This window comes from Rickettsiella endosymbiont of Xylota segnis (assembly GCF_964019545.1).
Lineage (GTDB): Bacteria > Pseudomonadota > Gammaproteobacteria > Diplorickettsiales > Diplorickettsiaceae > Aquirickettsiella.
Genome location: NZ_OZ026451.1, coordinates 138,280 through 164,294, shown reverse-complemented (window position 1 = coordinate 164,294; position 26,015 = coordinate 138,280). Strand labels below are relative to the sequence as shown.

The window sequence follows — 26,015 nt, the reverse complement described above, 5'->3', positions numbered from 1 at the left end:
CTTCACTATTCCAATAGGTAAAAAATTATAAGATACTGAAACTGCCAAAAAAATTTAGTATTTACTCAACACCGGCTTTTTAATTTTATACGCTTTAAAAGCATTCTTCCAAACCGGCGACACAATAGATTCTAGCAAAACACTATCTTTTTGTGTTTCTAAAAATTTTTCTTTATGTAAATTTTCAAATTTACTACGCTCTTCTTTATTACTTATATCGTTAACTGCTAGATTATTTATTTTGTCATAATAATGCCCGCATAATTTACAAAAATTTGCAAACATTTCTTCGAGCGTAGCGTATTGTAAGGTAGGTAATTCTTTTTTTCCAAGATCAAAACCAAATACCCTGTCAATTGCAGCAGCAGCACTGCAGGGATAGTAACCATGCATATCTAACGTGATTCCACAAAGCGCAGGGATCCAGCATGCTTTGGTAAAGTCGCTATTACTGTATTCTGGCATATCAATAGGTGCTTGATTGATAGGTGAGAAAGTCGGTTGTAAATTCGAAGATTTTTCGCTATTTTCTATTTCAACTTGTTTAGGAATTTTTAACAATATTTTTTTTACTATTTTTCCATAACCATTTGTAACTAGCTGTATTTTGGTATTTGGTGAATGAAATTCTTTGTATTTTATAAGCGCCGCTAGTATTTCAAGTATATTTTTGTGTAAAGTGGGTTCGCCTCCTAACACTCTAATATGTTGCCAAAATATACGTTTTTCTATAGATTCTTGTATAAAGCGTTCAATTTGCTCTAAGGTCATGCTTTCTTTAGATAAAGCTTGCGGCACCATAGCATCACAATTCAAACATTGCATATTACAAATATAACTAATCACTAATTCTATTCTGTCGTAACTACATAAAAATCTTTTGCGCACTTTAATCCTCCTTGATTTAAATCTTTTTTTTTCTTTAAAATATAGCGATCTATAATCAAAATGTCTAACGCGTCCACATTCAAAAAAAACAAAACTACCTCTCTAGGGGTTTCAATGATAGGCATGGAGTGACCATTAAGTGAAGTATTTAACAAGATAGATATATTTGTTAATTTTTTAAATTCTTCAAGCAAGGCATAATATTTTGGGTTTAATTTTCTATTGACTGTTTGAATACGAGCCGATCCATCTTTATGTACTATCCCTGGAAGGTAATCCTTCCAGGCTGTTTTAGTTTGTGCAACCAAAATCATATATGGGCTTTCATAGTCACAATTAAAATAACAACCTACATCCTCTTGAATAACTGAAGGAGCAAAAGGTCTAAAATCTTCGCGAAATTTTATTTTTCTATTGATAAGATTTTTTATTTCTTTTCTACGAGGATCAGCGAGAATACTCCTATTACCTAAAGCTCGCGGACCAAATTCGCTACCATTTTGATACCATGCTACGACTTTACCATCAGCCAAATAAGTTGCAGTATCATATATATAATTTTCACTGCTTACGATAGTTAAATGATTACGAAATTCCTGTAATACAGTTTGGATTTCAAAGTCATTATACATTTTTCCAAAGTAAGTAGATTGATTGTGATTAATTTTTTCCTGCTTTAATACTTCTAGCCACCCATAATAAGCACAGCCGATTGCCAGACCATTATCTCCTGCAGCAGGTTGGAAATAGAAATTTTTAAACGGAGTATTTTTAAATAATTTTGCATTAGCTACAGCGTTTAATGCCAGACCTCCCGCATATCCAACATTTTCCTGTGGAGCTAAACTATGATAAGCATTAAATAAATAAAAAATAGCTTTTTCTATCTGTGTTTGAGCAAAATAAGCTAAATCAGCATAATATTGGAAATATTCATAAAAACTTTGATATTTACCACCTAAATGAGGATCAATTTCTTTCATCCATTCATAATTTAAAAAAACGCGTCCGTTTTGATATTGAAAAACATCGAAGTTAAACCTATCAGGCCGCCCAAAAGGAGCTAACCCCATCAATTTACCTTCACAAAACTCCTCATCAAATACATAGTAACTTACTCCACCATAAAATTCTGCGATAGAGTGCTCCATATCAAAAGGTGCTATAGGGTATTCATGTCGATTCCATTTAATATATTTAGAAAAATCCTTAAATACAGGTGTTAATTTACCATTTCGATAAATATAGTAGCTTTCTTTTTCCCAATAAAGATATCTTTCTTCTTTGGTTAGACTCCTAATGTTTTGAGGTAAAACCTGAGAGTTTGCTACATCAATGCAACTATCTAAACTACTACCTTGCCCATCCATGACAATTACACCCATTTCCGAAAAAGGTGAAGTGCCTACAGCACTATAAGCATGTGCCAAATGATGAGAAATACCTAAAATTGGAATTTCTTTAGGTATAATTCTATTGCCTCTTTTTATAATTTCATCAGGTTTTAATAAACTGCTTGTGGTATTTTCTTCTACTATCAACGTAATATCTTGCCAGGTGATATTCGCCGCATTTAAGCAATATTGAATGGTTAAATTATCATTAAATCCATCATGTTTTTTTTTGCTAAGCCTCTCTTTTTCAATTGCAACCAAGATTTTGCCGTTTTTTAATAAACAAGATGAGCCATCATGTGAAAGTGCTGTACCAAGCACATAGATTGGTTTTGTCATAAATAAGTTATCTCTTTTTGCAAACAAAAGGAACTCTTGTTTGAAATATCATTAAGTTTTTTTGTCAATTGTTCCACTAAACTTAATTCTCGCTCACGCTCCATAGTTCGAATCAGCCGCCTATAAAATCTTGCTTTCAAATCAGCAATTTCTTCCCGTTTTATTTTATTTCTGGCAACAGCGAGTTCTATAGCTTTGAAGAAACCATCACTATCGACGCATACTTTTATCTTATTAAAATTATTTGAACCCAATCTAAGTCGTGAAGCCTGATATTTCATAAAACGCGGTACTCGGTACTGTATGGGTATTGATGTTAAATACTTAAAACACACGCCCTGCGCGGATAGACGCAACCAGGTATGAAAATCTTCTGATGCGCGTGCGCTTGGAAAAGGACATTGATAAGCAAACGCTGAACGTACAGATGTAGCCGATGTTTTATTAATATACCCCGTATCTGTGCCCATTGTTATCCAAACATCTTCGCCTTCAGGCTGGCTTTTTGTCAGCGACTCTAAAATTTCTAAAATAGAGCTGGGAATTTGTTTTCCTAAGATAGGCTGATTATTTTCATCAATAACAGTGAAAAAAGAATAGACTAAACCAATGCGGGGATATCGTGTAAAAACATTTTTCACTATTCTTACTCGTTCTGGATGCGAGATATCATCTGCATCATTGAAATGAATTATTTGGCAGCGTTGCTTCAATGCAACTGACACACCAATATTTCTACATACCCCTGCTCCTTGATTCTTATCAAGAAAAATAACTTGTATTTTTGGAAAATATTTTTCCCTTAGTTTTTTAAGATAATTTCTGACTGTAATTTTTTTTGAGGCATCATCTATGATAATTGCTAACCAATCTGAATCAGTTTGCTTTAGTAATCCGTTTATAGTATCCCCGATAAACATTCGATCCATATCTTCAGAATAATGTGGAATTATAAAAGCAGAAGATGCATTACTATAACTAGAAGGTAAAAGTTTCATTATTAGGTCTTTCCAATATACGAATTATATTTTCTATTAATTTATCCAATTCAATTTTAGAACGATCCACTCTCATTGAAATACCTACTGTCCGGCGCAGAAGTGAGATTGTTATTGGACATACATCCGAAGTTAAAGAAGAAATATTTTGTATGGAGCTTGATCCTTCTTGTTTGGAAATTCGTTTATTGCTTGAAAAAATAGGCTGCCAATCCACATATACGTGTCCTTTAGTATCTGCAGACCAAACCTTAATTTTATTTTGCTGAGCGTGTTTTATAAAAATTTGTGCATCCTTAGAAGAGTAAAATGTTAAAAATAAAACTCTTCCACAATCTCCTTCTTCATCATGTATAGGGGCAAAATTGAATTTATCTAATTTGTTACTTAATTTTGTTATAAATTCTTTTTTTTCTTGACGAAGTCTACTCAAAATATTATCAAGCCTGGAAAGTTGAACCTGTAAAATTGCACTTAATATTTCAGATATGCGAAAATTCCAACCGGCAAAAAAATCAATGTCGAAGTCAGAGAGACTAGGTTCAAAAATGCACCCGCCATGATGTTGCAGCAATGCCCGTTGATAAACATTTTGATTCTTAGTAATTAAAGCACCGCCTTCCCCGCAGGTAATAATCTTATAATGATTAAAAGAAAAGGCGCCACTATCTCCTATACTACCTAATTTTTTGCCTTGATAAGACCCCCCGCAAGCTTGTGCTACATCTTCCAAAACTAAAAGATTATGTTGTTTAGCTAGATCCATTATTTCATTCATACTACAAGGTAAACCATGCATATGCACAGGAATAATAGCTTTAGTCTTAGAAGTAACTTTCTTTGCAATATCAATCGGAGAGATTGTCAGAGAGGAATCAATTTCAGCAATAATAGGGACTGCTCTTACTGCAAATACAGCTAGCGCTGTTGCTATATAAGTAAAAGCAGGAATAATAACTTCATCACCCGGCCCTACTCCCAAACCTTTCAAAGCGCATATAAGTGCTCCTGTACCGCTACTAACAACTAGTGCATATTTAGAGTCCATTTTACGAGAAAAACTTCTTTCAAACTGAACTGAAGCACCATTTTCACTATTAATGTACCTATCTAAACAGCCAGTTTCCAGAATTTCACGAGCAGCGTCCGCTTCTTCTTTCCCTATGATGTAAGGCATTTTACCTTTTCCCTTTTACCTGTAATCCTTCTCTTTCTCTTATAAATCTCTGTTAGTTAACAAAGCTAATTTCTCAGATGATATATAATGAAAACTCATTGTATCAATGCTATTAATTTTAGAATATAGTTAAAATCTTAATTTTTCTTTTATTATTACTGCCTATAATCTTAACCTACTAGAGTCTACTTTTTTAATTTCAATAAATATTTAGAATTATTCAATCAATGGAGAAAGATTTTGAATGAAAAATTGAAAGAAAAAACTAAGGATATTATTCGACTGAGTATCCCCTATACAGGAGCTAACCTTTTACAAGCCGTGTCAGAACAAGTCACTATTGTGCTTTTAGGTAAAACAAGTAGTAATACCTTAGCTGCTTATGGACTTTTTACTCTCTTAGACCCTATTAATTTATTATTTAATGCACCATTAACTGCATTGCCCGCAATAATTGGTACACTTCATGGTGAAAATGACAGACCGTCTATTGCAACTATTTTACAACAAGGATGGGTAGCGGGGCTGATACTTTGTATTCCTCAGGCTATCCTTCTATGCTACGCCAAACCTTTACTTAAATTACTCGGACAACCTAATCACCTTATTAAACTCGCTGAATCTAGCTTTTACTTCAGTATTATTAACTTACCCACTGCGTCTTTATTACTTACCAGTACGAGTTATGCTTATGGTGCAAACAAAACTTTAGCAATATTTTCCCTAAGTATTTTAAATTTACTTAGCAATTTGAGTCTAACAATTTTGTTTGTGCTTAGGCCACTTCAACTTAGCTTAAAAGGTTACATTTTCTCTACTATTGGACAAAGCTTATTAGCCAATATAGCGTTCACCGCTTACTTAAAACATATAAGTTCGCGTGAAGGATATCCTCTTTTTACTTTTAGAATACATAATTATAAATCCTTAGCAAAAAGGTTTCTAAAATTAGGAAGCTCTACTGCCGCTAAAACTTTGATCATTGTAATATCTATGGTTTACAAACAAACACTTATCGGTTTAAACGGCGAAAAAGCAATGCTGGCCACGCAAGCCATTAATGTTTACACTGGGTATCCTACCTATATTAATGATTCTATTTCCATGGCTATTTGTACCTTGATAGGTCAATCGATTGGAAAAAAAGATCTCGAATCCATTAGCTATTACTATAAAATTGCTTTGGTTTGTGCACTAGGAACTTCTTTAACATTTGCTCTCCCCTGTTTTATTATTCCTCGTCGAGTCATGCAATTATCTCTTAAAATTGAGAAAGACGAAGATTTCAGTTTTCTAGAAAATTTACTGTATATCAATGCTATACAATTAATAATAGATTCTATCAGTCAGATATTAACGGGAACATTTTTTGGAACCGAAGACTCTACCAGACCCGCGCTAATATCATTATTAACTTTTCTCACTATTATCCTACCTCTATCCTTAAGTTTTCATTTTTACACAGACTTAGGAGTTTTAGGAATAGAATGGGGCTATCTTGCTGGTAGTTTAGTTCAAGCTGGTGCTATGGCAATACTTTGGAATAAAAAAAACAATGGCTTGACTCTAGAGACTGAAAATTTAAATCTAGCTTCTCAAGAAAACGAAGTTGCTAACAATTTTGATGGTATTATAGAAGAAACCTTTGTAGTCGAGACTGCAACAAAAAAAAAAGAAAAAAATACTAATCTACTTTTGGTAACTGAAAGTACAAGCTTACTCTCTATGGAAAATAATACATCCCCTGTAAATTCCTGTAATTTTGAACGCGCTAGCACTAGCTTAAAGCAATTTGGTATTTTTAAATTAGACCAACTACATACTCCATCTTCTATAATACCTAATACAGTGAAGGAAATTAAATCACAGATTTAAGGTCCCTATTTCTCACTAGCTCACATTCAATTTTTTCCAACAAAATTCCCTTGGTCTCTGGGATCAAATAAAATACAAACAAAAAGCATAATAAACACATTATCCCATAAAACCAAAAAGTATTCGCAAATCCAATTGCGGCAATAAGATTTAAAAAAGTTATGGATACTAAAAAATTTGCTGACCATTGTAAAGTTGCAGCTATGCTCATCCCTAATCCCCTAACATTGAGAGGAAAGATCTCAGCAATTATTAACCAAAATAATGAACCTACGCTAATACAATAACCTACCACATAAGTCAGCAGGCTAATAACAGTTAACCATCCCCAAATAGGAGAAGTAGTATTACAGTTAAATATTAATCCAACTATTCCTAGACTTATCGCAGCAAGAACACAACCACTAAGTAATAAAAATCGGCGCCCAATTCGATCAACAATCACTACAGCAAGTGCACTTACAATGGTATTGACGATACCCAGACCCAATGTCGCTAAAATTTGAGACTCAGTATTATGAAAACCTGTTGCTTTAAAAATTAAAGGTCCATAATACATAACAGTATTAATACCAAAGAATTGCTGAAATATTCCCAATCCGATTCCAATAAGCAAGATTGACCGATTTTTTTTCGATAATAATTCTTTCCAATTACTCGATTTTAAAATAATATTTTTTTTAATCTGTTCCAATTCAAAGTCAATTACGTGGGGCTCACGAATTTTAGATAAAGTAACACGAGCCTTGTTAATAGACCCTTTTAAGACCAGCCAACGTGGTGTTTCTGGAAGAAGCCACATCCCAACAAACAATAAAATTGCTGGAATCAACCCAGCTGCAAACATGATGCGCCAAGCTTTCATGGGTGCCAATAAATAATCTATCAAAAATGAAAGCGTTTCGCCTCCTGTAATGGCGATTGCATTTAATAATACTAAGCCTCCACGTTTTTCAGATGGCGCTATTTCAGCAATAAATAACGGCGTAATATAAGAAGAAATACCAACAGCAATACCCGTAATTAGACGACCAATAATTAAAGATGTCACGTTAGGCGCAACAACCAAAATACTAGTCCCTAACAGAAAAATTATGGCCGTGCCGATAAGCATCCGACGTCGCCCAAAATAATCAGCTAAACAACCGCTTAAGGGGCAACCAATTAGTGCGCCTAATAGTAAACTACTTACTAGGATTTCTTGAGCTATTAAATCTGGTTTGAATATTTGATTAATAAAAATTAGCGCCCCAGATATGACACCCATATGGAATCCGAATAGAAAACCAGCCAAAGTTCCTATACTAACTACAAATAACATGGTATTTCTTGGAGTATTAAATTCCATAGCAGCAAAAATTTGCAAAATTAGTTTAACGTAAAGATAAATTCACCAGCGATAAAAACTGAATGTGGGTTAGCATCATATTAACTATATTTTTATTGGAAGTCATGATTTAGGTTCATAACTAGATAGCCCTATCAAACTAAAAAACCCCGGTAACACAAACAGTAGGTAAAAAAATTATTAAATTTCCTTCAAGAATATAAAATTGAGAATAGCTTGCCATTACGTTGGAATACTTCTGGATAAATTAATCAATAAGCTTAAGGCTTCTAAAAGCAGACTCATTATACTAATAAAATTTTTTCATTATAATCATTCAATGAGATAAATTTATAATATAACTCAACTCAACATTAAATGCTCAAGGGAAGATTTCTAATGAAAAGAAAATTTTCGATAATAAAAAATTTAAGTCTTGCAGTGAAATAAATTATTTACAAACAATTTTTTATATTTGCAAAACTAGAAAATGAAACATTTCGTGGTTAAAAGTCTAAGCAGAATAAAAGCTGTCAATTAAAAAAGTGGCCTTTAACACTCAGGTACATTAACCGCGAGTGTCTTTGCCAAACCACCTAGAGATGTTTCCTTGTAAATTGCCATCATATCTTTTCCGGTAGCAAACATGGTTTCAATAACTTTATCTAAGGATACTTTTTTATTTTTCCCATCTTCCATTAAAGCTAAATAAGTTAATTTAATGGCTTTTTCTGCTGCAACTCCATTGCGTTCGATACAAGGGATTTGAACTAATCCTGCAACGGGATCGCAGGTTAATCCCAGATGATGTTCCATTGCCATTTCTGCGGCATTTTCTATTTGTTCTAATGTTCCGCCTAATACTGCAGTCAGTGCTCCCGCGGCCATAGAACACGCCACACCGACTTCACCCTGACAACCCACTTCTGCACCTGAAATTGATGCATTCATTTTATATAGTAAAGCGATAGCGCCAGCAGTCAATAAAAAATCAGTGACTGATTGCTCACTCACATCGTTATAGAAACGGCGATAATAGGTTAATACTGCCGGAATAATACCTGCCGCACCATTCGTTGGTGCAGTCACCACGCGACCTCCCGCAGCGTTTTCTTCATTAACTGCCATTGCGTAAATGGTTGGCCATAATAATGAGCCGGGAAAAGTCGCTAATTTTGGAATTGCTTTGTTACTCATTTTGCTAAAAAGTTCCGGGGCCCGGCGCTTGACTTGAAGCTCGCCGGGTAATATTCCTTGGGTATGACAACCCCTATCCACACAATCTTGCATAATATCGGCTATTTTCAATAAATCCGTGTGTATTTCCCTATCAGGCGCTAATTGTCTTTCATTAGCGAACATAAGCTCTGAAATGCTTAAGTTGTTTTTTTTACAGGCACAAAACAGCTCAGTGGCAGTAGAGAAAGGATAAGGCACTGGAATAGCATCCTTATGCTGCAGACCAAACTCTTGTTCAGTGACAATAAAGCCACCGCCAATGGAGTAATAAATTTGAGGGTTTAAGAGAAGACCTTGTGTATTAAAGGCACTAAAACGTATACCATTGGTATGCAATGGCAATAATTCTTTTTGTAAAAAAATTAAATCAGTTTTCTCAGAAAAAAAAATCTTTTTTTTTCCTGCCAACTGTAGTTCACAACTCTCAATAATTGTCTTTGCGCGTGAAGCAGCTTCCTGGGGATTAACTGTTTCAGGCAGTTGTCCTTCTAAGCCATTTAAAACTGCTAAATCGGTACCATGACCCCGGCCAGTTAAAGCGAGTGAACCAAACAACTCAACCCTTACACAGCTAACCTCATTAAATATTTCATTATCTAACGCTAGATTTTCTGCAAAAGCGCAGGCAGCTTTCATAGGACCTACGGTATGCGAGCTCGATGGGCCTATACCAATGGAAAACAAATCAAACACACTAATTGTCATAAAAGAAATACTTTTTAGTTCATTATTTGTTAGTATTCTAGACCTTTAATGAAGGCAAAAGAAGTATTAAAGTCAAAAAAGCTCGATAGGGTCGACATCCAGTGACCAACGAACTCGTCGACTACTGCCAAGCTGACTGATGGGTTTAATAATCTGCTCCAGTAAGCTTTGCAAAACGTTCCGTCGTTTTGCCTGTAACAGTAATTGACATCGAAAATAACCCGCCCGACGCGGGCGTAAGGAAGGAACAGGCCCTAATATACTGATTTCTTCCGCAACTAATTCAGTCTGATTTTTTACTTCATTTAAAAAATCCATCGGATAAGCTGAACTTAAGGCTTCAGCATGCAAAAGTGCCAAATAGCTGTAAGGAGGTAACGCAGAGGCGCATCTTTCTTTTAATAAGATATCGCTGAAACTGAGATAACCTTGCTCTAACAAATGGTTTAACAAGGGATGATCTGGATGATAGGTTTGAATCCATACCTCTCCAGGTTTATCAGCCCGTCCAGATCGCCCTGCTACTTGAGTGAGTAATTGACCGGTATGTTCCAAGGCTCGAAAATCTGCACTAAATAGCCCGCTGTCTGCTTCTAAAATACCCACTAAAGTAACATTTGGAAAATGATGTCCTTTCGCTAACATTTGTGTTCCAATTAAAATCTGACTTTCCCCTTCATGAATATTTTTTAATAATTTATCCAAACTCCCTTTACGTTGAGTACTATCTCGATCAATCCGAACTATTCCGATATCAGGAAAGTATTTTTGCAAGGTTTGTTCTAGACGTTGTGTACCTTGACCTAAAGCAAGTAATTGTTGGCCTTGGCATTCAGGACAACGGTCATCTAAAGGACGTCGATAGCCGCAGTAATGACATTGTAAATGAGCCGGCTTTTTATGAAAATTCATTTTTTGCTCACAATGTTGGCAGTCTGCTGTCCAACCACAATCATGACAAAGGGTAACTGGAGAAAAGCCTCGTCGGTTTAAAAATAAAAGTACTTGTCCTTGTTTTTGCAAATGATTTTCCATGCTTTGTAATAATGCGGGAGAAAAACCTTGATCAAGTTTTTGATGGCGTAAATCAATAAAATGAAAAGTGGGTGGTATGGCGGATCCTGCTCTGTGAGGTAAATGCAGTATTTGATAACGATTTTGTTTTGCATTAAAAATGCTTTCTAAAGATGCAGTTGCGGAACCCAATATAACAGGTATATTTTCTAAACGTCCTCGTACTAACGCTAAATCTCGAGCGTGATAACGCAAGCCCGTTTGTTGCTTAAAAGAACTATCATGTTCTTCATCGATGATGATAACCCCAGGACACAATAAAGGTGTAAATAAAGCGGAACGTGTACCAATGATAATAGATGCTTTACCTGATTTAGAAAGTAACCAATTTTCTAAACGCTGCTTATCGGTTAATTTAGAATGAAATAATACTAAAGGCACTGAAAAGCGATTTCGAAATCGCGTTAACATTTGCGGGGTTAAACCAATTTCTGGAACTAATACTAATGCTTGCTTACCCCGATCAAGTACAGCTTGTATCACTTCCAAATAGACTTCTGTTTTTCCACTTCCTGTCACGCCATTTAAAAGAAAAGCTTGAAATTTATCTAATGAATTTAAAATACTCTCAACAGCCTGTTGCTGATGACTATTTAATTGAATTTGTTCGGATAAATTTAAATTATTTTTAGTAGCAGTAAATTCTTCTCCTTTATTAATTTCTTCAGTAATATTTTTAACAGGGTCGTTAAGTTTTTTGACAGTTTTTTGCGTGCGTAGTGCACGTGGCATAGCATTAGCAAATACCTCGCCAATAGGACAATGATAGTAACGGCTTGTCCATTCTAGTAACTGCTGGATAGAAACCGGTAAAAGCGGAGTTTTATCTAAGATTGCCAACGCCTGTTTGAGCTGAGATTTTGGCCAAACTGATGATTCACTTACTTCCATTAAAAAACCAATTTTTTTCTGCTTCCCAAACGGTACCAATACACGTAAACCTTTTTTTAATTGCATTAAGGGAAAGTCGGTTGGTGCTAAATACTCAAAATATTGGTGTAAGGGAGCCGGAATGGCAATTTGTAAAATATTCTTTGCATTTAAATTTTTGTCTATATTATCGCTCAACTCGCAATCCTCATGGTTACATAAAATTAAAGTCTCACTGTTTTGCTCGGAAAATAAACACTAAAAAATAAATATTGTGTAACGTAAATCAACTAAAGTGTCAAAATACGCCGCAAATTGTCGGTTATTTTTTTTAAGACAACCGTATTGTTATCTTGCATAATATCTCCATTAACTCCCATTTTGATATGGAACTGGGAAGGCCCTATTGTTCCTATCCATGCAGGGTTAGTAGAACCATATAGAACAATCGTAGGAATTCCCAAAGCCGCGGATAAATGACTTAATCCTGTGTCTACAGCAACAACCGCTTTTGCGTTTGCTAAAACAGCTGCCATTTCATTGAGATTTAAGTAAGGTAACACCTGGCCTGTAGGATTTTTATTAATCAGTCGATTAGCATTTTTTCTTTCATTTTCATTCCCCCAAGGAATAAAAACACTTACCCCATGGTGAGTCATTTCCTTTATAAGTAAAGACCAGCAATAATTTGACCAATGTTTAGTTGCGCAACTAGTATTGGGTATAAAAATTAGATAGTCTTTTGGTAGTTGTATTTTTGCTTGGCTTAAATTTTCTTTGTTAATACCATATTCAGGTAGCGTCTCAGGCAGATTGTATTTTAAAGCTTTAGCGAATAATTGACGTAAACGCTCAATCGCATGTTGTTGCCAAGGTACAGAAAAAGTTTGCTGATAAGCAAGATCGGCTAAACTTTCCCGCACTGAGTGTTTATCCATGCCAAGGCGGAAACCTCGACTTAAATAGGTTGTAATTGCACTTTTGATAGAACCTTGTGCATCTAAAACAAAATCATATTCTTGTGCACGCAATTGTGAATAGAATTGTTTTAATTCTCCATTTTGAATCGTCCGACATATATTCGTTCGCCAGCGTCTTAAGGCGATGGGAATGATTTGTTGGACTTGCTGATGCCATTTAGGAATTTCAGTAAATGCTTCTTCCACTACCCAATCAAATTGAATATTCGAAATAGCCTTAGTCGCATCAGTCACTGCAGGTAAGGTATGAATAATATCGCCCATTGATGACATTTTTATGATTAAAACACGCATAAATAACAGGTTACTAGTAAGGAATAATGATTAGTCGAACTATACCCATTGGACATCAAGATGTGAACCACCCTATTAACTGTCTAATGTAAACCACCTTTTGTAGCTATGTCTTAAGGTCTAAGCCAATAGTCCGGGTAAGGATTTCACATCAGATAAATTATTTTTAAAAAACAGTTCATTATCCGCATTCACCTCCTGGGTGGATTTATAAAGATGAAAAAAAGCGGGGCTACTTTGTGTACGTTTTAATTTAAATTTAATTTCGTTGTCATTGAGGTCTCGATCTTTAGCTGAATTACTTATTGATACGGGCAAAGAAACTAACGAGGCGTTTCTTATTGAAGTCAAATAACTAACGTCGATAAAGCTAAATTTGTTTTGCAAGAGCTCTTGTTTATAAAATTCTTTTTTTGGCGTTTTAGAAATACATACAATTCCATCCATAAGGCGACCTAACCTCGTAAAAAGTGCTGCTAATACGTTATTACACATAATAATGATAGCGAAAATAGTAGCCGCAATAACTATGGGCGTCGCAACTAAACTTCCTGCTAAGGATAAGCCTATGATGATACCTGAAGCCAACAAACAACCAAAAGTATTACCTAAAAAAGCACTCTGATATTCATAATAATGCGATCCTATGCGCTCATTAACAAATGCATCTTTCGTATTCCAAATATATTTTAAAAAGCAATACGCTTTGGCAAAATAATCGAAACAAGATGTTGTTATACCCGTCAAACTTAATACGAACGGTAGTGCAAAAAGAAATTTATGTAATAGTAAAAGATCAATGAACGGTTTACTAATACCTATCACTGCAACAAAAGGCATGACTCCTGTCAGGATTAATACAGTAAATAAACTTAATGCAACCAATAGACCTAACACAAGCCCTAAAAAAATCGCTACTTTTTCCTGTTTTAAGCGTGTTCCATCCAACGAGCTAGCCAGACGGTTGAATAAACCGCCTAAAGTGGAAGCATAACCTAAAATAAACAAAATATACGCAAAATAGGAAAACACATCCCAGAAAGGAATAATTGCATGTAAAGAAAGACAAAAAATTCCTAAACTGACCCCTAACAACATGCCAATAGGAGTAAATATTTTTTCAGCACGCCCTATTTGTCGATTTATTATGATTTCTTGATTGAGGAAGTTTCTAATCTTTGTCTTTTTACCGTTTTCGTAAGGATGGGCTGTAAGCAAATTCCATAATCGACCTAAATAGGCTGCATGAGCTACGAAGCTTCCATACTCGGAGGGGATAGTGAATAAATTTAAAAACCATTCCGACTCAAACAGACCTGGAGCAATAACAACTAATGGAAATAATAACCCCAAGCCTAGTATGGAAATAAAACCAATCGCTAAACGTTCATTATCTAAGTTAGCTATTTTTTTTTTAGTCTTTTCTATAAATAGACTATTTAACAAAAAACAGAGAGAAAAAAACTTTTGCATATCGATGTTAATCTAAGGTTAAAAATTTAAATCTTAAGCCATAGGTAATGTCGAGTTACTCGGATGAGATAAATAATTAGCCAATAATCGATATACTTCAGAAACTTTGATTTGATAATTCTGATTCAAACGACCGGAATGTGAATGATAACTGCCTACTCCTCGCCAAGGGTTCGCTGCATCATTTGCAATCTGCTGACTAAGTATCCAAGTCCCAACCCTAACATTGACACAAGGATCATATTGTAATTGATGCTGAGTATAACCATACAGTCGAATTTTCGATATCCAAATTGAATTAATTTGCATTGGACCATAATCGAAAGTCCCATTTCTATTAGGCAACGCCGAACCGTTCGCGCCATTTTCTATTGCTAAAACTGAAAGAATTAAAGTAGCTGGAACATGATAGGTTATCGCCGCTTGATTAATACACTCGATAGGGACGCCATGAATTTCTAATGCGCTTATCATATGGATCCTACCTCCATCTCACTAATTATTCTCTAAATGATACCACTCAATGCACTCGTAGCCATAGAAGGCACTGCCCTGAGTAAAAAATCATCTATTGATTCTTTGGAATAGGTACGTATCATAGCCATTGTGCGTATTGCAATGCCACGAAGCATTTTTGCGATGGCTACTGATCCTTATAAAATGCTTTCGAAACACAAACTCTAGCTTTTTTAGTGGTGCAAATGTAATTTCTATTGGTGAGCGTATTTAACAACTCCTACCCTAATTTAAAATTCAGATCTAAACATGCTAAAAAAAACCTAAAATGAAATACATATGAATACAATATTAATATCAGGCAATGATACAGAAATTGGTAAAACATGGGTATGTCGAGCCCTAGCCAACTATCTTGCATCGCATAACCAAACTGTTCAAGTAGTCAAAATTGTTGAAACCGGTATAACAGGTAATCAAAAAGGCGATGCGGAAACGGCTATTGAGAATTGCTATCATCTCAACCAAAAGAAATGCCAAGCTTTTACTTTATATTCATTTACTAAACCTCTTGCCCCCGTTACTGCGGCGCATAAAGATGACTGCAAGCTAAATCTAGAAAATATTCTTTGTAAAATTAGAAGCTTGCCTAAAACCAATTGGCGTATTCTTGAAGCTGCAGGAGGGCTAGCTGTTCCCTTAGATGAGACAGGACTAGATGCTGTTGATTTAGCTTTAAATTTACCAATAGATTATTTATTACTTGTCGTTCAAAATCGGCTTGGCGCTATACATCAAGCACGTATGTTAACTAATTATGCACCACATTCAAAAATACCAACAGGTATTTGGTTTAACGATAGAATATCAGTTGACAATGATGTCACATCTTCAAATTATTTAGAACTTGCCAATCTCTCGATACCCATATGGGGACATCAGCTTTATCAATCTCGAGAGCTTCATTTTTTTGATTCTTTCCCAATAGCTCATTACGTTAAAAATTATTGTCAAGTACCACTGTAAAGCAAGTTACATCGAGTTAAATAGCATAATCCACATTTTGCAAAAATTTATCCATGCGTATTTGCAAGCAAGAGAAAAAAATTACAGATTACTTAGAAAATTAAACCCATATCTTGTTAAAAATAATTTAAAGAGCCTATACGTAAATTTTAAAGTTTAAACCCTATTAGACATATATAGAAAACAATAGGTCCGGGATAGGTAAATGGACTAACTAAACACGTCACTACTCTTTAAAACTATTCTTATTCTCAGTTCTTTTTAAAGCTAAAGCCCAACCGGCGCAGATAATAGGTGGCAAGCAAAATAACAGCAACCCGCCTAGCAAAATCATATCAAATTTAAATAGATTACTCACTTCGATACCATTCGGAGGAAAGAATCCGAGTATAAATGTAATAAAACAGCCTATTAATCCTGCTGTACTGACTATCCAAATCCCCCATGTGCCTCCTGGAATATGATAGGCACGAGTTCTAGTATCCTCTTTATATCGCAATCGTAATGCGCTTAAAAATAAAAAAATATAAAATAACACCGCCAATTGGGCTGTCATTACGCTTAATAACCAATAGGTTTCATTTACACTAGGAATCAATATAAAGAGACTGGTTAATAGGGATACAAGAATCCCTTGAAATAGTAATAAGCTGACCGGCGCCCCAAATCGATTGACCTTAAGCAACCAGTTTAACCCTGCTATTTGACTCTCGAATGTTGCAATGAGTAAGCCTCGCGTAGGACCTATTACCCAGGTTGAAATACTACACAAACTTCCAATAATAATTAAAGAAATAATAATCGGTATAAAAAAAGGTAAATGATAACTATTAAAAAAAGCAACATAAGCCTCGGTTAAACCAGATAATATATTAAGCTGATTTACTGGAATAATAAGGGCTATGGCTAAAGAGCCCATTATCAAGGTTATCAATATTAAACTTGCCGACCAAAATAAAGCTCGTGGAAAATCTTTTTGGGGATTATGTACATCACCAGCGTGTACAGCTGACATTTCTAAGCCCATCAGACCAAAAATAATAGTCGTTAAAAAAGCCAAATTATTAAAATTATTCAGACTGGGGAAAAAAGAATAGGAAGATAAATGTATCGCTAGAGGACGTGCGCTTTTAATCCAAATGATAGCTAACACGATCATAAAGAGCATAGGAATTAAAGTACCTACTAAAGCTCCGATACTACTCAGCCAACTCGAAACTCGTAAGCCTAAACAACTTAAAGCGGTAACTGACCACCAAATAATTAATATCGTACTTAAAAGATATATTTTATGTTGTACCAAATGTGGATCAATTAAATAGGCAAATGCAGCTATTACAAAAGACAATATCGTTGGATACCAAACCACGTTGTATATCCACTGCAACCAAATCGCAAACCAACCCCATCGCACACCAAACGCAGTACGGATCCATATATATGCGCCACCTGTGCTCGGCCAAGTGGTGGCTAATTCAGCAGTCACTAAAGCTGTCGGAATAAAAAAAAGCAACGCAGCAAGTAAATAAAAAAATATTAATGCATAACCAAATTGAGCAGCGATAGGTAATGAACGCAAACTATCAACAGCAATAACATTCATCATGGCTAAACTAAACACGCCCAGGGGTTTTTTGATAATCCTATTTTTAGTAACCGCTATCATTATTTTTTACCGGATTTATAGCTAGCAATTATCCATATAACAGCACCTATAGAAATGGCCGTATCAGCCAAATTAAAGGTAGCAAAATGCCAATAACCAATACAAAAATCAATAAAATCTATGACGTAACCCAAGCTTAGTCGGTCATACAAATTACCTATAGCACCCCCTAATATCAGTGCAATGGCACAAGCTACCCAATTATTCAATCCACTTCGATAAAGCATACGCACTAAATAAACGCTCACAAGCGCACTAATAGCCGCAAAAAACCACCGTTGCCAACCATCAGCTTGACCTAAAAAACTAAACGCGGCACCAAAATTGCGTGACAAAATAAAGTTTAAGCAAGGAAATACTGGGATGATACTCGTTTGATCTAACCAATGTGTCATCCATACTTTGCTTGTATAATCGAGAACAATAATGAATGCACTTAACCAAAGCCATGATAGTTGAGATGTTTTTCTTTCTTGCATATTTTAAATAGGTTGGAAAAAATTGTAGTTTTTAAACATACATTCGTTGTTCGCCTTTTCCATTGGGAAGATTTTCCACACAGCGTAAACAAATCTCAGGATGTTCCGGGTCTTGCCCTATATCAGCACGTCGATGCCAACAACGCGCACATTTTGTTTTTTTTCCTACCGTAGAAGTAACATTTATTCCTAATTCTTCACCATTAATTTTCAATAATAAAGCCTGTTGTGGAGGCATAGTAGTCAAGAGCTTTGCATCCGAAGTTATTAATACAAATCTAAGTTCACCCTTTAAAGCAGTAAGAATTTTATAAAGTTGAGAATTTTCTTTAACATAAAGTTCAACCTCAGCTTCCAACGAAGAGCCTAAATCACCACTAATGCGTAATTTTTCTATAACTTTATTAACTTCATTGCGTACCTGTATCAGTTCATTCCAGTAGGTTTGCCGATCAGTTTCTTGATAAATTGTTTGTAATGGATCTTCCGCAAACGAAAAAGATAAAGAATACCATTCATTTAAAAAAACACTCTCTTCGCGCTCCCCTGGAAGATAGTGCCAAATTTCTTCTGCAGTAAAACTTAAAATAGGAGCTAACCAACGTACCATGGCTTCAGCAATATAAAAAAGTGCAGTTTGGGCAGAACGTCGCGCAATACTATTTTTTTGTAAGGTATATTGACGATCTTTGATAATATCTAAATAGAACCCACCTAAATCACTAATACAAAAATGTTGTAATTTTTGATAAATCGTATGGAATTGAAAAGTCTCATAAGCATCGATAATCTCATGCTGTAAAAGTTTCGCCCGTTCTAATATCCAAATGTCTAAAGACAACATTTTATTAGTTTGCACAGCATCCGAGGAATCGAAATCATGTAAATTGGCTAATAAAAAACGAATAGTATTTCGAATCCGTCGGTAGGCTTCTGCCGTACGTTTTAAAATTTCATCCGAAACAGCCATTTCTTTTCGATAATCCGTTGAAGAAATCCATAAGCGTAAAATATCCGCACCTAAACTTTGTATAATCTTTTCTGGTGCAATCACATTTCCCAAAGATTTAGACATTTTGTGGCCTTTTTCATCCACAGTAAATCCATGTGTTAACGCAGATTTATAAGGCGCTTGGCCGTTCATCGCTACTGATGTTAATAAGGAAGATTGGAACCATCCCCGATGCTGATCCGAACCTTCTAAATAAAGATCCGCAGGCCAAGTCAATGCAGGGTTTTTCATTAAAACGGCATAATGACTTACACCTGAATCAAACCATACATCCAGACAATCAGTTAATTTTTCATAATCTTCTGCTTCCTTACCTAATATTTCTTCTGGATTTAAATCATACCAAGCATCTATTCCTATTTCTGCCACACGATGTGCAATCTGTTCTAATAAATTAAGGCTGTTGGGATGCAGATCACGAGATAAACGATGTACAAATAAAGGAATAGGAACTCCCCAACTTCTCTGTCTTGAAATACACCAGTCAGGTCGATTGCTAATCATGGAATCAATTCGCGCTTCTCCCCATTGTGGAATCCAATTAACCTCCTTAATTGCTGCTAAACTATCCTCCTTTAAGCCTTGCTGCTCCATGGAAATAAACCATTGTGGTGTCGCTCGAAAAATTAAAGGTGTCTTATGGCGCCAACAATGCGGGTAACTATGCTTAATATTTTCTTCTTTCAATAAATTTTTGGATTCCCTTAGTTTATCGATCACTAAAGGGTTGACTTTAAAAACATGCTCTCCTTCAAATAGTGCTGTACCCGGTAAGAAACAACCATTGCCACCCACAGGATTAATTAATGGCAATCCATAATGTTGTGCCACACTATAATCTTCTATACCATGCGCAGGCGCAGTATGCACAGCACCAGTACCTGCTTCTGTGGTGACATGTTCGCCTAAGATAATAGGAACTTGTCGCTGATAAAAAGGATGTTGCAATATAATCCCTGCAAAAACCTTTCCTGTCGCACTACCTAAGCGTTTATAATCCGATATTTGGTAACGCTGCATACAACTTGCTAATAATGACTCAGCGATTAATAAACGTTCTGTATCGGTTTGCACCAACACATATTCAACATCTGGATTGAGTGCGACCGCTTCATTTGCAGGTAAAGTCCAAGGCGTTGTGGTCCATATCGGTATGACTATAAGTCCATGACCCATTTCGCTAGGAATTCGACTTAAAAATTCAGCCTCATCAATGACTCTAAACCGCACATCAATCGCAGGTGAAATTTTATCGGCATATTCAACTTCCGCTTCAGCCAAAGCCGATCCGCAATTAACACACCAGTGCACAGGTTTAAATCCTTGTTGCAAATGTCCTCGACTAATAATTTGACCTAAGGCGCGAATAATATTCGCTTCAAATTGAAAATCCATAGTCAGATAAGGATGTTGCCAATCACCGATCACGCCTAAACGTTTAAATTCCTCACGCTGTATGGAGATTTGTTGGCTAGCATATTCACGACAAGCTTGTCGAAAAGCTTTGGCTGTTAATTTATCATTGACCTTCCCGACTTTTTTTTCTACATTTAACTCGATAGGTAAGCCATGACAATCCCAGCCTGGAATAAACGGAGCATCGAAGCCACTCATAGTTTTTGCTTTTACAACGATGTCTTTTAAAATCTTATTTACCGCATGCCCAATATGAATATGACCATTCGCATAAGGGGGGCCATCATGAAGAATGTACTTGGCTTTACCATGATTTTTTTCACGTAACTTTTTATATAGCAACAAAGAAGACCATTGCTTTAAAATAGCAGGCTCTGCCTGCGGCAAATTGGCCTTCATTGGAAATTGAGTATGAGGAAGATTTAAAGTGTTCTTATAGTCAGTCATGTTATTTACGCCTCAAATAAGGCTCTGTTTGGTCTTAATTTAAATAGTCTTAGAATAACATGCTTGAAGGACCTACAATATAGTCAAAATCAAAAAGAAACTTCTTAAATTCTAATTAATCTGCTTTACACAAACCCGACTGTATACAAGTACCACCAACATCCCAGCGTAATTGACCATCTGTTTGATAAATAGGCGTCAAGATATAGGTGAAATGATCAATTTTATTCATACGAATCCGTTGCGATGTCGCAATAATTTGCGCGTTTTTACCTATTTCTACACTTGTTACATAGCCTTTAGTTTGATTTTCAGCTTTAAAATTATCAGGAATTCCATTTTGGCCAGGCGTACCACAAGCGACTAAATTATCATGCTCATGCATACAAGTAATAACTGCTAATTTGAAAGGTGCTGTTGATTGAATAACTTCAGCAAATTTAGCTCGATTACTGTAATTTTGATAGCTAGGTATGGCTATCGCAGCCAAGATACCAATAATCGCAATAACGATCATGAGCTCAAGTAAAGTAAGACCGCTTTGCTTTCCCTTCATTAAATACATAAACCTTGCGCCTTTATAAAAATTGATGCTCTATTTTAACAAGCTGACGTTCTTTAGACCAGTACCAATTACATTAGAGCGTGTCCTCATTTCAGTTTAAGCCAAGTAAAGGTATTGCGATAAAAACTATGGTCTTAAAATTCCGAGCTAATTTTTCAAATCGAGTACCAATGCTGCGAAAATGCTTCAGCTGCAAACAAATTTTCAACTAAATGTCTAATTTTGTGGAGATGCTTATCAAATTCCGGATTATTTTTAAGGCTATTGGAACGTTGGGAAATTATGGGTGTCATACCTTTTTTTCTAGCACATTCACGATTCCGATCTATAAATTCAAACAAATATATGAAGGAACTCTTCATATATTTGTTTGAATACAAATTTTAATTATTTTTAATAAAGCTAAAGGGACAATCATTAACATCATTAGATTCAGATTTACAATCAAAGCGATCATCTTTTCCTTTATTTTGTTTCCAATTTGATGATGAGATCGTTGCATTATCTTTATCATAAAAAAAACGTAAATTCTGCTCCTGATTTTGCTTTAAAATTACAACCGATGGTTCCGTATTCTTGAGTATTTCCCATTAGGTTATCTTTGACAAATTGAGCCTCAGTAAAATTTAAAGGTTTAGATGCTATGGCTATCTCTGAAGTTGGAATTGAATGATCTTTGTTTAATAATTTATTTTCTATTAAAAGAGCGAGAAAATTCCCTAAGTCATACCCAATTGCAATATCAAACATATCTCTTATGTTATCTTTTATTAAAGCTTTATTTTCTTTTATAAAGGGTTTTAGATAATTTTTTCCTTTATGAGTGATAATTTCTTTTATTATTTCGCCCACTTCTCCACCAATAATTTCAAATCCCTGCCTGCTTGAGACAATTTTTCTGTAATTAGCAGGTTTAAAGAAGTTAGCGCCGCGTTCCATGTATTTTTTTTCTTTCAATATAATCCCAGCATTCATCTTATTTTCAACGCCTAAAAAAATTCTTGATCGGCTATTTTTCATAATACGTTGATCCAGAGTTTGATTCTCATTAATAAAGCTATTTTTTAATGAGTCAGGTAATTTATCTAATCCTTTAAAGGATTGCATGTTTTTAAAAATAAAGGCTAAAGAACTAGGAGATGAGTTATGATCAAAATAAATAATATTCTCTCGTGCAGGAAGATTTAAATTGAGCAAATCATTCCAATGTTGATCTCTATTCGATAAGTGAAAAAGATGATCTAAAGTAAAAAATGAGCAATGCTTAAAATCATACTGTATTTGGATCCCTCTATAAGCAAGAATTATAGGGTTTAAGTCTAAAGCTGCTTTTTTTATTATCTCAGCGCTACTATCATTGACTGCAGCATCAAGAACGAGTAAATAAAGCTGATTATTTTTAATATAACAATCTACACTAAACCAATGGCCTTGATTTTCTATTGCCAGTTGAAAACGAGAGGGAATTTTAGAATCATTAATATTTTTAGAAAGTAATTTAAAGAAAAAACTGAGTTCACTATTAAAGTTTTTTATTCCAAAATATTCAGCAGAAAGTACAAAAATATTTAAGTTCTCTCTACGTAACTTTTTCTCTTCGATCAAGCCATGCATTTCTTCTGAATATAAAAAAGGAGTTATAGGCGGTAATGGTAATCTAGGCATTTTTTTACTCTTTATAAAAACTTGCCTAAAGTTTACTCATGCAATATTAAAAAAAAGTTAAATCCTAGATCTATTGTTTATGTATCATGCTGGCTTTCATCGCCCATTCGATCTCCTTTGCTAAACGTTCAGTCTGAGCTTTCTCAAGCTGTACAAGATTGTGATTATGAGCCATTTGTACATCTGCCATGAGCTTCATGCGATTAGTATCGATAGATTCTTTGGTTAAGCCTAATTCCATGGTTTTATGTGTATGCTGTAATTGATTGTGTTGCAATTCTGCTGCAAGCTTGGTTTTTTCTAAATTGATTTTTTCTTGCAGAGGATTGGGTTGATTCATTTGTTGCTGTTGCTGCTGTTTTATTTGCTCAACGAAGGCTTTAGTTTGCGATTTAAGTTGATCAATTCCTCGTATTTCTAAATTATCCAATAAGATGGGTAACCCTTCTGTATTGCGACAAAGTAAATTAGGTGAAAAACCAGAACATACTTGGCGGGAAGCAGTAGTGAGATGGCTAAAAGAATCAGCTCATAAACGTAGCCTTAAAAATGATAAGTGTCAGCTTAAATGGGTAAACTCTTATCTCAGCAATAAAAAACTCAGTGAAATTGATAACTTTATGATCGAAGAAATAGCTAAAAAAAAAGCAAGCGAGTGGGGTTACACGTGCCATGATAAATCGATTATTAGCCTTGCTTAGATCTATTTTAAGAAAAGCAGAGCTAAAATGGAAATGGATCGATAAAACTCCTTCAATAGAGTTACGTCATGAAGGAGAAAAACGTGAACGATGGCTAACTCAAGAAGAGATACAGCGGTTACTTAAAGAGCTACCGCTACATTTACCTGAGTTGGTTATTTTTTCCTTAGCAACGGGCTTAAGACAAGCAAATGTTTTAGGTTTACGTTGGAAAGATGTTAATTTAGAGAAGCGACATGCTATGGTTCATGCTAACCAATCTAAAACTAAAACATCTATCCCTGTACCTTTAAATTCTGATGCTGTTTCAGTCATACGAAGGCAACTAGGAAAGCACTTAGAGTTCGTGTTTACTTACAAAGGAATCCGATTAGGCAGTGTAATACAAAAGCTTGGCATAAAGCCCTAAAGCGCGCAAAGATAGAAAATTTCCGTTGGCATGATTTGCGTCATACTTGGGCATCTTGGCATGTACAAAATGGAACTTCATTACAAGAATTACAAATGCTCGGTGGCTGGTCATCTTTTGATATTGTACTGCGCTATGCACATTTAAATAGTGACCATCTTAAAACAGCAGCTGAACGGGTAGCTGGTACAAAATTGGTACATGCAGCATGAATCGCGTAAAAATGAAATTGCTAATAATGCCCAAATTGACTACAATTCGGCTTTTTTAGAATATTGCCAACGTAGCTCAGTCGGTAGAGCAACTGATTCGTAATCAGTAGGTCGGACGTTCGATTCGTCTCGTTGGCACCAATTAAATCAAACACTTACACTATTTTCCATTAACCCTTAAATTCCCCTGCGGGACTTTTGCGGGAGCTACTGATGCATTTCGCTTTAGAACAACTAATTGATTTATCGAGTCACAGGCTTTATTAGCTGCTAGAATTAAATTGGCTAATTCCGCAGCTGAATAGTGGGTCGTCATTCGTCCACTCTTATGCCCAAGAAGATCTTGTCGATCTTCGAAACTGACTTCAGCGGCACGTAAACGACGCCCAAAGGTATGTTTCAAATCATGTACTCTTACCTGAGGCAACCCCGCTCTAATTCGAGCTTTCTTCCAAGCTGAATTTAACATCCGTGTTATTGGATGATCTTTAAAAGTAAAAACATATTCTGAATGAATATTTCGCACCTCTTCTATAACACGATTTGCTTTTTTATTGAGTACAACTAACCGTTCTTCGCGATTTTTAACTTGCCATTCAGGAATAAGAAATACCGATCCTTCAGGTATTTTTATTTCCCAATCCCATTTTAATTGGCAAATCTCCTGATCTCTGCATCCAGTATTAACTGCAAATATTGCCATTCTACGTAAATGAACAGGCAGTTCTTTAAATAGCCGTGCTTGCTCTTCTGGTGATAAAGGATAAGGTTTACGCCTGTCCCTTTCTACCTCTAATTTTATCTTCGGTGCAATTGATAACCAACTTAAACCATATTCATCCTTCCATTCTTCAGCCGATAAATTCAAAATGCGGCGAACTACTTGTAAAGAATAATTGATAGTCCGCATTTTTACTTTTTCCCTTTTTCTTTTAGAAATGTATTCTTGTAAAATCGTCATATGAATAGATTCTAAAGGCAAGTGTCCTATAAAGGGATCAAGATACTTTAGCCATCGTGCATCTTCTTTAATACTCGCCTTATGTTGATTTTCCTCTAAATATTTAGTAGCCGCCTCGCGGAAAATCCTTTTTACCCTAACGCCATAAATCTTAGCTTGTCTTATTTCTTCGGTACGTTTTGCAAGGTACAGTTCGGCTTCTTCGAGAGAACTTGATCCAGTACTTTCACAAACGCGTTGTCCGAGTATTTTTTTGTCGATATGCCAGATCCCCTTACGGTTGAGCAGGCCCGACGTTCTTTTTCGCCCCATAGTGTTTTACTCCTCTTATCAGCGGGGCGCCCATTACATTCTTTATAATGCTCAA

General features: G+C 35.4%; 22 protein-coding genes and 1 tRNA gene. 6 read left to right on the top strand and 17 right to left on the bottom strand.

Annotated elements, in window-relative coordinates:
• Positions 1–54 precede the first annotated feature (54 nt).
• The 4 genes from AACL18_RS00760 to AACL18_RS00745 are packed head-to-tail and all read right to left on the bottom strand — an operon-like array spanning position 55 to position 4,796.
• Entirely contained in the window at positions 55–888 is an 834-nt protein-coding gene (locus AACL18_RS00760) for a radical SAM protein (protein ID WP_339050705.1), read from the bottom strand.
• Positions 852–2,648 carry a carbamoyltransferase family protein gene (locus tag AACL18_RS00755; RefSeq protein WP_339050703.1) on the bottom strand — a complete coding sequence of 599 codons (1,797 nt, stop codon included), beginning with the start codon at positions 2,646–2,648 and terminating at the stop codon, positions 852–854. The genes AACL18_RS00760 and AACL18_RS00755 overlap by 37 nt, the downstream gene beginning before the upstream one ends.
• A complete protein-coding gene (locus tag AACL18_RS00750; protein ID WP_339050701.1) occupies positions 2,618–3,619 on the bottom strand; it encodes a glycosyltransferase family A protein in 1,002 nt (333 codons plus the stop codon). The genes AACL18_RS00755 and AACL18_RS00750 overlap by 31 nt, the downstream gene beginning before the upstream one ends.
• Positions 3,600–4,796, bottom strand: a complete 1,197-nt coding sequence (locus AACL18_RS00745) for a DegT/DnrJ/EryC1/StrS family aminotransferase (protein ID WP_339050699.1) — start codon at positions 4,794–4,796, stop codon at positions 3,600–3,602. Before AACL18_RS00745 ends, AACL18_RS00750 begins: the two co-directional genes overlap by 20 nt.
• 240 nt (positions 4,797–5,036) lie before the next feature.
• On the opposite strand from AACL18_RS00745, the gene AACL18_RS00740 reads away from it, so the two are divergent.
• Positions 5,037–6,671, top strand: coding sequence for an MATE family efflux transporter (locus AACL18_RS00740; protein WP_339050698.1), 1,635 nt, complete (start codon positions 5,037–5,039; stop codon positions 6,669–6,671).
• On the opposite strand, the gene AACL18_RS00735 is transcribed toward AACL18_RS00740, so the two are convergent.
• From AACL18_RS00735 to AACL18_RS00710, 6 genes are all read right to left on the bottom strand, one after another.
• The gene (locus tag AACL18_RS00735) at positions 6,655–7,992 is read right to left on the bottom strand and encodes a sugar porter family MFS transporter (RefSeq protein ID WP_339050697.1); all 1,338 of its coding nucleotides are present in this window, start codon (positions 7,990–7,992) and stop codon (positions 6,655–6,657) included. The genes AACL18_RS00740 and AACL18_RS00735 overlap by 17 nt on opposite strands.
• A gap of 558 nt (positions 7,993–8,550) precedes the next feature.
• The gene (locus AACL18_RS00730) at positions 8,551–9,942 is read right to left on the bottom strand and encodes an L-serine ammonia-lyase (RefSeq protein WP_339050695.1); all 1,392 of its coding nucleotides are present in this window, start codon (positions 9,940–9,942) and stop codon (positions 8,551–8,553) included.
• A gap of 72 nt (positions 9,943–10,014) precedes the next feature.
• Complete coding sequence (locus AACL18_RS00725; protein ID WP_339050694.1) at positions 10,015–12,084, bottom strand: primosomal protein N'; 2,070 nt, start codon at positions 12,082–12,084, stop codon at positions 10,015–10,017.
• A 92-nt stretch (positions 12,085–12,176) separates the two neighbouring features.
• On the bottom strand, positions 12,177–13,160 hold the full coding sequence (gene waaC, locus AACL18_RS00720) for a lipopolysaccharide heptosyltransferase I (protein ID WP_339050693.1): 984 nt from the start codon (positions 13,158–13,160) through the stop codon (positions 12,177–12,179).
• A gap of 120 nt (positions 13,161–13,280) precedes the next feature.
• Positions 13,281–14,633: a hypothetical protein gene (locus AACL18_RS00715; protein ID WP_339050692.1), complete on the bottom strand. Its 1,353-nt coding sequence runs from the start codon at positions 14,631–14,633 to the stop codon at positions 13,281–13,283.
• A 33-nt stretch (positions 14,634–14,666) separates the two neighbouring features.
• Positions 14,667–15,107: a lytic transglycosylase domain-containing protein gene (locus AACL18_RS00710; protein ID WP_339050690.1), complete on the bottom strand. Its 441-nt coding sequence runs from the start codon at positions 15,105–15,107 to the stop codon at positions 14,667–14,669.
• A gap of 321 nt (positions 15,108–15,428) precedes the next feature.
• Here AACL18_RS00710 and bioD point away from each other — a divergent pair, with 321 nt between their 5' ends.
• Positions 15,429–16,115 carry a dethiobiotin synthase gene (bioD, locus tag AACL18_RS00705; RefSeq protein WP_339050688.1) on the top strand — a complete coding sequence of 229 codons (687 nt, stop codon included), beginning with the start codon at positions 15,429–15,431 and terminating at the stop codon, positions 16,113–16,115.
• A 226-nt stretch (positions 16,116–16,341) separates the two neighbouring features.
• On the opposite strand, the gene AACL18_RS00700 is transcribed toward bioD, so the two are convergent.
• The 6 genes from AACL18_RS00700 to AACL18_RS00675 all read right to left on the bottom strand — a co-directional run bounded on the left by AACL18_RS00700 (position 16,342) and on the right by AACL18_RS00675 (position 23,795).
• Positions 16,342–17,781: an amino acid permease gene (locus AACL18_RS00700; RefSeq protein WP_339050686.1), complete on the bottom strand. Its 1,440-nt coding sequence runs from the start codon at positions 17,779–17,781 to the stop codon at positions 16,342–16,344.
• Positions 17,781–18,260, bottom strand: a complete 480-nt coding sequence (lspA, locus tag AACL18_RS00695; protein ID WP_339050685.1) for a signal peptidase II — start codon at positions 18,258–18,260, stop codon at positions 17,781–17,783. Before lspA ends, AACL18_RS00700 begins: the two co-directional genes overlap by 1 nt.
• 31 nt (positions 18,261–18,291) lie before the next feature.
• Positions 18,292–21,135 (bottom strand): isoleucine--tRNA ligase, encoded by a 2,844-nt coding sequence (ileS, locus tag AACL18_RS00690; RefSeq protein ID WP_339050683.1) that lies wholly within the window; start codon positions 21,133–21,135, stop codon positions 18,292–18,294.
• Positions 21,136–21,250: 115 nt separating this feature from the next.
• Complete coding sequence (locus AACL18_RS00685; protein ID WP_339050681.1) at positions 21,251–21,691, bottom strand: pilin; 441 nt, start codon at positions 21,689–21,691, stop codon at positions 21,251–21,253.
• 519 nt (positions 21,692–22,210) lie between these two features.
• Positions 22,211–23,305, bottom strand: coding sequence for a hypothetical protein (locus tag AACL18_RS00680; protein WP_339050680.1), 1,095 nt, complete (start codon positions 23,303–23,305; stop codon positions 22,211–22,213).
• 130 nt (positions 23,306–23,435) lie between these two features.
• Entirely contained in the window at positions 23,436–23,795 is a 360-nt protein-coding gene (locus AACL18_RS00675) for a hypothetical protein (protein ID WP_339050679.1), read from the bottom strand.
• Between the two features lie 4 nt (positions 23,796–23,799).
• Between AACL18_RS00675 and AACL18_RS00670 the strand changes: the two genes are divergently transcribed.
• The 4 genes from AACL18_RS00670 (at position 23,800) to AACL18_RS00655 (ending at position 24,828) form a co-directional block, all read left to right on the top strand.
• Entirely contained in the window at positions 23,800–24,066 is a 267-nt protein-coding gene (locus tag AACL18_RS00670) for a hypothetical protein (RefSeq protein ID WP_339050678.1), read from the top strand.
• Positions 24,038–24,475, top strand: a complete 438-nt coding sequence (locus AACL18_RS00665) for a tyrosine-type recombinase/integrase (protein WP_339050677.1) — start codon at positions 24,038–24,040, stop codon at positions 24,473–24,475. Before AACL18_RS00670 ends, AACL18_RS00665 begins: the two co-directional genes overlap by 29 nt.
• The gene (locus AACL18_RS00660; RefSeq protein ID WP_339051658.1) at positions 24,436–24,687 is read left to right on the top strand and encodes a tyrosine-type recombinase/integrase; all 252 of its coding nucleotides are present in this window, start codon (positions 24,436–24,438) and stop codon (positions 24,685–24,687) included. The genes AACL18_RS00665 and AACL18_RS00660 overlap by 40 nt, the downstream gene beginning before the upstream one ends.
• 65 nt (positions 24,688–24,752) lie before the next feature.
• A tRNA-Thr gene (locus tag AACL18_RS00655) sits at positions 24,753–24,828 on the top strand.
• Positions 24,829–24,847: 19 nt separating this feature from the next.
• Here AACL18_RS00655 and AACL18_RS00650 read toward each other — a convergent pair.
• A complete protein-coding gene (locus AACL18_RS00650; protein ID WP_339050675.1) occupies positions 24,848–25,960 on the bottom strand; it encodes a site-specific integrase in 1,113 nt (370 codons plus the stop codon).
• Between the last annotated feature and the right edge of the window lie 55 nt (positions 25,961–26,015).